Origin of the sequence: Mycobacterium sp. E3305 (genome assembly GCF_001666785.1) — a bacterium.
In the GTDB taxonomy this organism is placed as follows: Bacteria; Actinomycetota; Actinomycetes; order Mycobacteriales; family Mycobacteriaceae; genus Mycobacterium.
On the sequence record NZ_LZJA01000044.1, the window covers coordinates 1 to 7677 of the forward strand.

Sequence of the window (7677 nt, forward strand, 5' to 3'; positions counted from 1 at the left end):
CCGGTAGATCACCATTGCCACATCGTCGTCATACCCAGCCGGAGGGGCCAACTCACGCAAAACCGCATCGGCGACGGAATCCAGTGGCAGCGCGGTCGTCTTCACCAGGACCGCGGCGGCCCGGTTGATCCCGTCGTCGATGGATTCGTGCTTGCGCTCCACCAGCCCGTCGGTGAACAGCATCAGGGTGGACCCCGGTGGCAGTACGCGACTGGCCTGCGGGCGGGGTTCCGCGCGGCGCACGGCCAGCGGCACCGACGCCGCGTCGGTCAACATCGCGGTCGTGTCCGGTTCCGGCCCCACCAGCAGGGCGGGCATGTGGCCGGCGTTGCTGTACTGCAGGACCCCGGATTCGGTGTCCAGGATCGCCAGGAAGACGGTGGTGCAGTAGGCGTTCGGGATGAGCGAGGCCGCCGAGTCCAGTTGATCGAGCAGCAGCGCGGGCTCGGCCCCGTTGATCAGCAACGCCCGCGCGGAGCTGCGTAGCTGACCCATGACCGCGGCCGCCGGCAGGCCACGGCCCACGCAGTCGCCGACCACGATGCCGATGCGGTGGTCGCCGATCGGCAGCACGTCGTACCAGTCGCCGCCGATCTCCAACGGCGGGACGGCGGGCTCGTAACGCACGGCGAAGCCCGGCGGCGGCTCCATCGTCGGCAGCAGGGCGCGCTGCAAGGTCAGCGACGTCTCGCGGGCGCTCTCGAATTGGCGGACGTGTTGCATCGCGAGGCTGAGGTGTCCGATGAGGACGGTGACCAGCAGCCGGTCTTCGGCACTGACCCAGCGTGGCGAGCGCAGCTCCAACCACAACGCCAGGTCGCCCGCGCCGGAGAGTACCGCCACCAAACCCTGTGCCTTGCCGGGATTGTCGGGGTGCTCGACCGTTCTCGCCGTCAGCGGCAGCTGATGGCGGGCGTCCTCAAACGTCCGGCGCAGCCACGGATCCAGCCTGCGCCAAGGTATTTGGGACGACTCGCCCGCCACCTGCACGGTGGGTTCACCCTCGCCGGTCGGCCACGAGATCGCGACCACGCGTTGCACGTCGATCGCCGTGCTGCACTCGTCGAGCGTGATGGACAGCAGCTCGTCCACGCTTTTGGCGACGGCCACGGCCGTCGCCAGGCGCAGGACCGCGCTTTCCCTTGCGGCGAAGGCGCGTTCGGCGGTGATGTCACGGATCGTCCCCACGAAGACGTCCTGGTCGCTGCCGCTGCCCTGAACGGCGTTGATACTGACCGTTACCCAGACCAGATGCCCGTCGCGATGGCGGATGGGTGTCTCGTAGGCGGTGGCGCCGATGCTTTGCACCAGCGACTGTTGTTGGCTCGCGCCCTTCTGGTCGACCAACCACGGATGTGGCCATCGGTAGGGCAGACCCTCCGCCGGATAACCCAGGATTTCGATCAGGGCGTTGTTCATCTCGATCACGGAGCCCTCGTGGTCGGCGACGAAGAATCCCTCCTGCAACGAATTCACGACCGCGGTGCGGAATCTGTCGCGGTCGGCCAGCCCCTCGGCGCGGGCGCGCTCGCGCGCGAAGCGGCGCGTGCCGTCCAGAAAGCCCCGGGTGGCGATGTCGAGGGGGACCAGCATCTGCAACAGGAATTCCAGCGCGATCGGCGCGTCGATCTGAATGTCCTTGGCCAGGCCGAGAATCAGCTGCACGTGCCGCTCGATGATCGCGAGCAGGCTGACTTCCTCTTGCAGGGCCCGGCGGCCGAGTTCGTACGCGGCGGCCAGGCTGTCCTCGTCCCGCGCCTGCATGTAGGCGCGCAAGGCCGCGGCGTACTGGGCGTGGAAGTCGTCGCTGTCGCTCACGTCGAAGTCCCCCGATGACGAGCGGTCAGTACCATGGCATCGTCGGTTTCCTTGGCGTCCTTACCGAGCAGTTCCTCGGCGATGACGACGGCGGTGGCCGAGAAGTCGATGTGGTCCAGGTAATTCTCGGTGATCCCGTCGGTACTGATCACCAGCAGGTCCCCGGGACGGATCGAAATGATCTGCGCCGGCCGGATTTCCGGTATGCGGTAGCCGACGATTCCCGCGGTCAGCCGCGCGCTGTGTCGAATCTGCACGCCGGTCGGGGATTTGGCCACCAGGTCGGCGGTGACGTTGCCGACGCCGGTCCAGGTCAGCGTGTTGGCCGCGAAGTCCATACGCGCCAAGGTCATCGCGACGCCCCTGCTGCCCTCGAGCACGCGGTGACACAGCTGGATCAGCACCTCCAGGCGCTCGGTGCTGGAGCGCTGGACCGTTTCGACGGCGCGCAGCGCGGCGGCTGCGGCTTCGGGGCCGTGGCCGAGGCCGTCGACCACGCCGAACAGGGCGGCGGCGCCGGCGAGGTCGACGGCGAGGCCCCGGTCACCCGAGGTGTACTCGCTGGGCAGAGGGCGCCCCGCCCTCGCCCACTCGATGGGACCGAACCGGCCGTTCTCATGCACGGGGCGGCACCCATTTCCACATCTCGACGGCCGTTCCCTTGCCCAGCGCCGACTCCACGAACAGTCGGTCCATCAGCCGGCGGGAGCCGGGCAGGCCCATTCCCAGCCCGCGACCGGTCGAATAACCGTCCTCCATCGCCCGCTCGATGTCGGCGATGCCCGGACCCTCGTCCTCGGCGCGCACCACCAGGGCCTTGCGGCCGTCGCGGTCGGCCACGAACACTCGGACGGTGCCCCGGCCGGCGTAGCTGGTGATGTTGCGCGCGATCTCGGAGATCGCCGTGGCGATCATCGTGACGTCGGTGAGGGAGAATCCCAGATCGAGGGCGAGTTGGTGTCCGGCTTTGCGAGCTTCGACGATGTCGTCGGAATTGTCGATGTCGACGACTATATCAGCCGCCACCGTCGCGCCCGATCGTCGGTTTTCGTTGCGCCAGTTGGCGATTCAGCAGTGCCAGGCCCTCTTCGAGGTCAAGCGCGGTGTTCATGTCGTCGAACGCCAACCCCAGCTGGACCATGGCGAAGGCGACTTCCGGCTGCAGTCCGACGATCACCGTGTCCGCGCCGCGCAGCCGGGTCATGTGCGCGATCGTGCGCAGCGACCGGGCCGCGAAGGAGTCCATCACGTCGATGGCGGTGACGTCGACGATGATGCCCTGCGCGCGGAACCGGCTGACCCGCTCCATCAGGTCGTAGCGCAGCCGCTCGGCGTCGGAATCGCTGAGCGCGGCCTGTACCGAGGCGATCAGAATCGCACCCTGTTTCAGAATCGGTACTGGCATGGGGCGCTCGCGTTCCTGATGTCTAGCCTGGCTGCTCGCCGGTGCGGGAGACTTCGTAGCCCAGCAGGCGCTCGGCTTCCTCGATGCCGCCCTGCAGGTCGCCGACCGCGTTCATCTTGGACAGGTCCAGGCCGATCGTCACCAGGGTCAGGGCGATTTCGGAGGACAGGCCGGTGATGATGACGCTGGCGCCCATCAGGCCCGACGCGTCGACCGTCTGCACCAGGTGGTTGGCCACCGTGGAGTCGATGGTCGGCACGCCGGTGATGTCGATGACCACCACCTTCGCGCGGTTCGCGCGGATGGCTCTCAACAGCTGCTCGGTGACCTGGCGGGCGCGCTGGGAATCGAGCACACCGATGATCGGCAGAATCAGCAACTGCTCACGCACCTGCAGCACCGGCGTCGACAGCTCGCGGATCGCCTCCTGCTGCTGGCGGATGATGCGCTCGCGTTCCTGCACGAAGGACACGGCCACGGTGTTGGCGATGCGGTTGGCCGCCGGTTCGTAGGCGTCCAGCACCCGGTTGAGCATCTCGAACTCGGCCTGGTACTTCTCGAACAACGAGCGCGCCAGCACGTCACGCAGCAACAACACGATGCCGACGACCTCGTCGGTTTCCACGCCCCGCGGAATGATGCGCTCCGACAGGTCGCGCGCGTAGGCCTGCAGCGCCTCGACGCTACCGGTCTCGAGCACCTCCACGTAGTTGTCGTAGACGGCGGTCGCCTCGGAGAACAGCTCCTCGGGCGTCATCGCGGTGAGCAGTTCGGCCTCGGTGATCCTGCGCGCCCATTCCTCGCGCAGCACCGTTCGGTTCTGCCGCAGATGCTGGACGAGCTGGGGCAGCAGGCCCTCGCTGGAAATGGTGGCTGCCTGGGCGGCGGCACCCGCGCTGCCGAACTCCGACGGCGAATCTGACATGTGGCCTCCCGAGTGCCGGTTCGCGCCCCGTCGCGTGCAGGCTCGATTTTGCGAGACTAGCGTGGGTTGTCGCGGGGCAGGTGTCGAGGGCATATTCTTCTCGCAGTTCGCAACGCAGGCTAGGCTTGCACCACACTTAAGGCCCAGGACAAAGGATCGCCATTGTCAGCTCCTGATTCGATTACCACGTTGGTTGAGGACCACGATGGCGTGTCCGTGGTCAGTGTCAGCGGCGAAATCGATTTGGTCACGGCGCCGGCCCTGGAACAGGCCATCGGCGCGGTAGTGGCGGAGAACCCGGCGGCTCTGGTCATCGATCTTTCGGCGGTGGAGTTCCTCGGTTCGGTGGGGCTGAAGATCCTGGCGGCGACGTACGAGAAGCTGGGCGAGGCGACGGGGTTCGGGGTGGTCGCGCGTGGTCCGGCAACCAGGCGGCCGATTCACCTGACCGGCCTGGACAAGACCTTCCCGCTGCACCCGACGCTCGACGACGCCCTGACCGCGGTCCGGGACGACAACATCAGCCGCTAGGCGCTCGGGTATCGCCGTGTCTTGCGGCACAACGTATTTGGTGGAATTCGATTGCAAATCGGCCGACCGCCGAGTGCAATTCGAATTCAACACCTCGATTCCTCGTCGGGAAACGGCGCTGGCGGGTGCGCCAGGTGCGATGATCACGGCTATGGACGTCGATCACCCGCAAGACGACCAGCACTGGGACAGCCGCGAGCGCGGCGAAACTGAAATCCAACGGCTGGACCGCAATTGGAACAGCCTGCTGCAGGAGCTGCGCGTGGTGCAGACCGGGGTGCAGCTGCTCACCGGCTTCCTGCTGACGTTGCCGTTCCAGCAGCGGTTCGACGTCCTGGCGCCCGTCCTGCGCGACGCCTACCTGATCACGGTGGGTTGTTCGGTGGGCGCGACCGTCCTGCTGATCGCCCCGGTAGGCATGCACAGAATGCTGTTCCGCCGGCACCGCCTACAGGTCTTGGTGTCGGCCGCCCATCGGTGCGCCTACGCGGGGCTGGCGCTGCTCGGCCTCGCCCTGACCGGGGTGACGGTCATCGTGTTCGCCGCGGTGGCGGGGCGCAGCCCGGCCCTGATCGCGGGAGCGTGTGCGCTGACGCTGTTTACGTTCTTCTGGTGGCTGCTGCCGCTGCTACTGCGCTCGCGCGGCATGTAGCGCGAGTTCGTGGATTCGCGTCGAGTCCAGATGGTTCAGCAGGTCCTGGGGATCGGCGAAGATCGGTGACGCACCCGCCGCCTGCAGTTCCTCGCGCGCGATCCCGCCGCTGAGCAGGCCGATGCACGGCAACTTGGCGCCTCCCGCCGCGTGCGCATCCCACACGGCGTCCCCGACGAACACCGCATGATCGGCGTTGACCCCGGCGCGGTCCAGCGCGACCTGCACGATGCCCGGCTCGGGTTTGGCGGTGTCGACGTCCCGCGACGACGTGGTCTCCGAAATGACCTCCTCGCAATCGAGGACCTTGCGCAAGATCTCTAATTCGTCGTCGGGCGCCGACGTCGCCAGCACGACCTGCAGGCCCAGGTCGGCGACCCGCCGCAGCAGCGCCTGGGCGCCGGGCAGGGGCGTGAGCAGGTGGGTGCTCTCCCGGTAGTAACGGCTGTGCCCGTCGCTCAGCCGCTCCTGAACCTCGTCCGGTGCGTCATCGGAGAGGGTCCGGACCAATGTGGAGCCGTCCATTCCGATGCAACGGTGGATCTGCCAGGCGGCCACGGGCAGTCCCTCGTCGTCGAAGGCGCGCAGCCACGCGCAGACGTGCAGATAGTTGGAGTCGATCAGGCTTCCGTCGACGTCGAACAGAACGGCGGGTTTCATCTGCGCGGCATACCCACCTCGGGGCCGGCTGACACCGGTGCGGCGAACGGTTTGGGGACTGGGGCGGCGGGTAACCGCCGTTGATGATCCCGCGAAGCGGTTGCGGTTTATGGGTCGCGGGGTGGCCGCCGCCTCAGGCGCCGGCTCGATCGGCGGGCCAGATGCCGCACGAATCACCCTGACGCGCAAGATTTCTCGCGAGGAGGCCAGTTGAATTCCCGCAACGATGACCCGATCGATCACCAACGGACGTTCCGTCAGCACGCCGGTGAAACCGTCACCAACGGGGCCAACGCACCCGGCCTGGCGGGCTCGGCCGTCGCGGTGCTCGCCCTGATCGTGGGTCTATTCGAGTTGGCGACCCGGCACTTTGCGGCGGGCCTGACCGCGGTGGTCCTGGCCGCGCTGCTGGGTGCGGCGAGCGTGGTGTGGCTGGCGCGCACCCATCGCAAGGTGCGCGACGCCGAACTTGCCTGGCACGCCGCGAATTCCGACCAGCCCGCCCCGCCGCCGAGCAGCTGACCCTGTGAGCTAACGAACACCTGCCCGCCTCGGGCCAACCACACGTTTGATCGCGGTCGTGACCGGGTAAGAGTCGATCATGGTCGCGCCAGTCCCGTTGCGAGCAGCAAACTATCCGGCCGAGTACGAGCGGGATTTCCCGCTGCTCGGCCTCGCGGCCGTGGCCGTCTGGGCGGTCAGCCTGGCGATCGGTTTGTTCGAGCTATTGGTGGGGCACGAAGGGGTGGCCATCGGGGCGCTGCTGGTCTCGGTCGTTGCGCCGTGGTTGGGCCTGGCGCTGGCGCATTACCCCGCCGCGGCCCGGCGGCTGAGGCAGCTCAGGTTCCGCCGGCGCAACTTTTTCGAGACGGTCGGTGTAACTCGAGCCTGAACGGGGTACAGCCTGCGCCAACGGGATGAGTACAGGAAAGTGCGTCAGCCCGGCTCATCAGCAGGAAGGAACTGCCATGGCGACCGCAAGCGACTATGACGCACGCCGGGTCTCCGACATGGACACTCAGGACAAGTCCGCGATACGCGAGCTGGCCCCGACCTTGCAGGGCTCGGTCACCGCAGTGGTCGATGAAGATCCCAACGACGTCCACTTCTTCGAGCTGCCCGGCGCCGACCTGTCCGGTGAAGAGCTGTCCGTGACGGTGATTCCCCAGCGCTCCGACGAGTTCACCTGCTCGAGTTGTTTCTTGGTGCAGCACCGCAGCCGGTTGCGCAGCACGAAGGCGGGCCTGCAGATCTGCGCCGACTGCGCCTAGGGCCGTAAACCCTGGGCAGGGTTAGAGCGTTGGCGGGCAACGAATTTCAGGATTGCGCCCATTCGCGCTCGCACACGGCGCAGCGCCGGGTGACCATCGCCCAGTCAGGTTCGTCCTTGCCGGGCTCGCGGATCAGGTGCGCGGACGTGTCGCCGCAGCCCGGGCAGGCGCAGATCGCGCGGTAGGGCTCCACCGGTTGAGCCGCCATCAGTCGCAGGTTCTCCGCCCGGGTGAAAGGCACGATCACCAGCGAATCGGGGCGGGGCAGCGGGTGCGGATTGTCGAACCACAACAGGCCACACGTCACCGTGGCCACCGCCGTGAAGACGGCCAGGATCATGGTCGGAATGTCCCACGGCCAGTTCGGCGGGAGAGGGGTCAGCACGAGAACCACCAGCACGGCGGAGACCAGCGC

The 7677-nt window shown here is 67.5% G+C and carries 12 protein-coding genes; 5 read left to right on the plus strand and 7 right to left on the minus strand.

From position 1 onward, the window contains the following. From A5701_RS04765 to A5701_RS04785, 5 genes are all read right to left on the minus strand, one after another. Positions 1 to 1818, minus strand: a 1818-nt coding sequence (locus tag A5701_RS04765) for a SpoIIE family protein phosphatase (protein WP_067749306.1), incomplete at its 3' end; no start/stop codon positions are given. Next, positions 1815 to 2441, minus strand: a complete 627-nt coding sequence (locus A5701_RS04770; protein ID WP_067749307.1) for a SpoIIE family protein phosphatase — start codon at positions 2439 to 2441, stop codon at positions 1815 to 1817. The genes A5701_RS04765 and A5701_RS04770, both read right to left, overlap by 4 nt. Further along, the gene (locus tag A5701_RS04775; RefSeq protein ID WP_067749308.1) at positions 2434 to 2844 is read right to left on the minus strand and encodes an anti-sigma regulatory factor; all 411 of its coding nucleotides are present in this window, start codon (positions 2842 to 2844) and stop codon (positions 2434 to 2436) included. The genes A5701_RS04770 and A5701_RS04775 overlap by 8 nt, the downstream gene beginning before the upstream one ends. Continuing rightward, entirely contained in the window at positions 2834 to 3223 is a 390-nt protein-coding gene (locus A5701_RS04780) for an STAS domain-containing protein (RefSeq protein ID WP_067270791.1), read from the minus strand. The genes A5701_RS04775 and A5701_RS04780 overlap by 11 nt, the downstream gene beginning before the upstream one ends. A gap of 22 nt (positions 3224 to 3245) precedes the next feature. Beyond that, the gene (locus tag A5701_RS04785) at positions 3246 to 4148 is read right to left on the minus strand and encodes an STAS domain-containing protein (RefSeq protein ID WP_067749310.1); all 903 of its coding nucleotides are present in this window, start codon (positions 4146 to 4148) and stop codon (positions 3246 to 3248) included. A gap of 162 nt (positions 4149 to 4310) precedes the next feature. Here A5701_RS04785 and A5701_RS04790 point away from each other — a divergent pair, with 162 nt between their 5' ends. Both A5701_RS04790 and A5701_RS04795 read left to right on the plus strand, forming a co-directional pair. Then, positions 4311 to 4679 carry an STAS domain-containing protein gene (locus A5701_RS04790; RefSeq protein WP_156669914.1) on the plus strand — a complete coding sequence of 123 codons (369 nt, stop codon included), beginning with the start codon at positions 4311 to 4313 and terminating at the stop codon, positions 4677 to 4679. 151 nt (positions 4680 to 4830) lie between these two features. Further along, positions 4831 to 5331: a DUF6328 family protein gene (locus A5701_RS04795; protein ID WP_067749333.1), complete on the plus strand. Its 501-nt coding sequence runs from the start codon at positions 4831 to 4833 to the stop codon at positions 5329 to 5331. On the opposite strand, the gene A5701_RS04800 is transcribed toward A5701_RS04795, so the two are convergent. Further along, positions 5308 to 5991: an HAD family hydrolase gene (locus A5701_RS04800; protein ID WP_067749315.1), complete on the minus strand. Its 684-nt coding sequence runs from the start codon at positions 5989 to 5991 to the stop codon at positions 5308 to 5310. The genes A5701_RS04795 and A5701_RS04800 overlap by 24 nt on opposite strands. 210 nt (positions 5992 to 6201) lie before the next feature. Between A5701_RS04800 and A5701_RS04805 the strand changes: the two genes are divergently transcribed. The 3 genes from A5701_RS04805 (at position 6202) to A5701_RS04815 (ending at position 7262) form a co-directional block, all read left to right on the plus strand. Further along, on the plus strand, positions 6202 to 6513 hold the full coding sequence (locus A5701_RS04805) for a hypothetical protein (RefSeq protein ID WP_067749326.1): 312 nt from the start codon (positions 6202 to 6204) through the stop codon (positions 6511 to 6513). 79 nt (positions 6514 to 6592) lie between these two features. Beyond that, complete coding sequence (locus A5701_RS04810) at positions 6593 to 6883, plus strand: hypothetical protein (protein WP_082950332.1); 291 nt, start codon at positions 6593 to 6595, stop codon at positions 6881 to 6883. 76 nt (positions 6884 to 6959) lie between these two features. Beyond that, the gene (locus A5701_RS04815; protein WP_067749329.1) at positions 6960 to 7262 is read left to right on the plus strand and encodes a DUF4193 domain-containing protein; all 303 of its coding nucleotides are present in this window, start codon (positions 6960 to 6962) and stop codon (positions 7260 to 7262) included. Between the two features lie 46 nt (positions 7263 to 7308). Here A5701_RS04815 and A5701_RS04820 read toward each other — a convergent pair. Then, positions 7309 to 7677: hypothetical protein (locus tag A5701_RS04820; RefSeq protein WP_231972767.1), on the minus strand; the 369-nt coding region annotated here is incomplete at its 5' end.

What these genes read in the sequence shown, in the direction of transcription:
- A5701_RS04780 (WP_067270791.1), bottom strand. Translation starts at nt 3,223, where the DNA reads ATGCCAGTACCGATTCTGAAACAGGGTGCGATTCTGATCGCCTCGGTA.
- A5701_RS04785 (WP_067749310.1), bottom strand. Translation starts at nt 4,148, where the DNA reads ATGTCAGATTCGCCGTCGGAGTTCGGCAGCGCGGGTGCCGCCGCCCAG.
- A5701_RS04795 (WP_067749333.1), top strand. Translation starts at nt 4,831, where the DNA reads ATGGACGTCGATCACCCGCAAGACGACCAGCACTGGGACAGCCGCGAG.
- A5701_RS04800 (WP_067749315.1), bottom strand. Translation starts at nt 5,991, where the DNA reads ATGAAACCCGCCGTTCTGTTCGACGTCGACGGAAGCCTGATCGACTCC.
- A5701_RS04810 (WP_082950332.1), top strand. Translation starts at nt 6,593, where the DNA reads ATGGTCGCGCCAGTCCCGTTGCGAGCAGCAAACTATCCGGCCGAGTAC.
- A5701_RS04815 (WP_067749329.1), top strand. Translation starts at nt 6,960, where the DNA reads ATGGCGACCGCAAGCGACTATGACGCACGCCGGGTCTCCGACATGGAC.